This is a genomic window from Isoptericola haloaureus (genome assembly GCF_036689775.1).
Taxonomy (GTDB): Bacteria; Actinomycetota; Actinomycetes; order Actinomycetales; family Cellulomonadaceae; genus Isoptericola; species Isoptericola haloaureus.
On record NZ_JBAGLP010000087.1, the window covers coordinates 1 to 355 of the forward strand.

1 protein-coding gene is annotated in these 355 nt (G+C 67.3%); it reads left to right on the top strand.

What is annotated here, in order from left to right; genetic code table 11:
* A partial coding sequence (locus V5O49_RS00275) for a transposase (protein ID WP_332900466.1) occupies nt 1-255 on the top strand: 255 nt, incomplete at its 5' end.
* Nucleotides 256-355: the final 100 nt, after the last annotated feature.

Sequence of the window (355 nt, forward strand, 5' to 3'; positions counted from 1 at the left end):
AGCGTCGCCCCGATCCCCGCCACCAGCGGACGAGTCACCAACCGACACCGACTCAACCGCTACGGCGACCGACAGCTCAACCGCGCGTTGCACACCATCCCAATCTCGCGGCTGCGCTACGACGACCGCAGCCGCCAGTACGCACAGCAACGGACCTCCGCAACCAAGACCCCCCGGGAGATACGACGCTGCATCAAGCGCTACATCGCCCGCGCCCTCTACCGACTACTCGAAGCCGGACCCACCACCCCTTGACGAACCATAGGAGCGTCGCCCAGATGCTGCCGCTCTCGGCAGCACTCCGGATCACACCGACGAGGCCGCCGCGCCGACCAGCACGAAGGTGACGACCGCA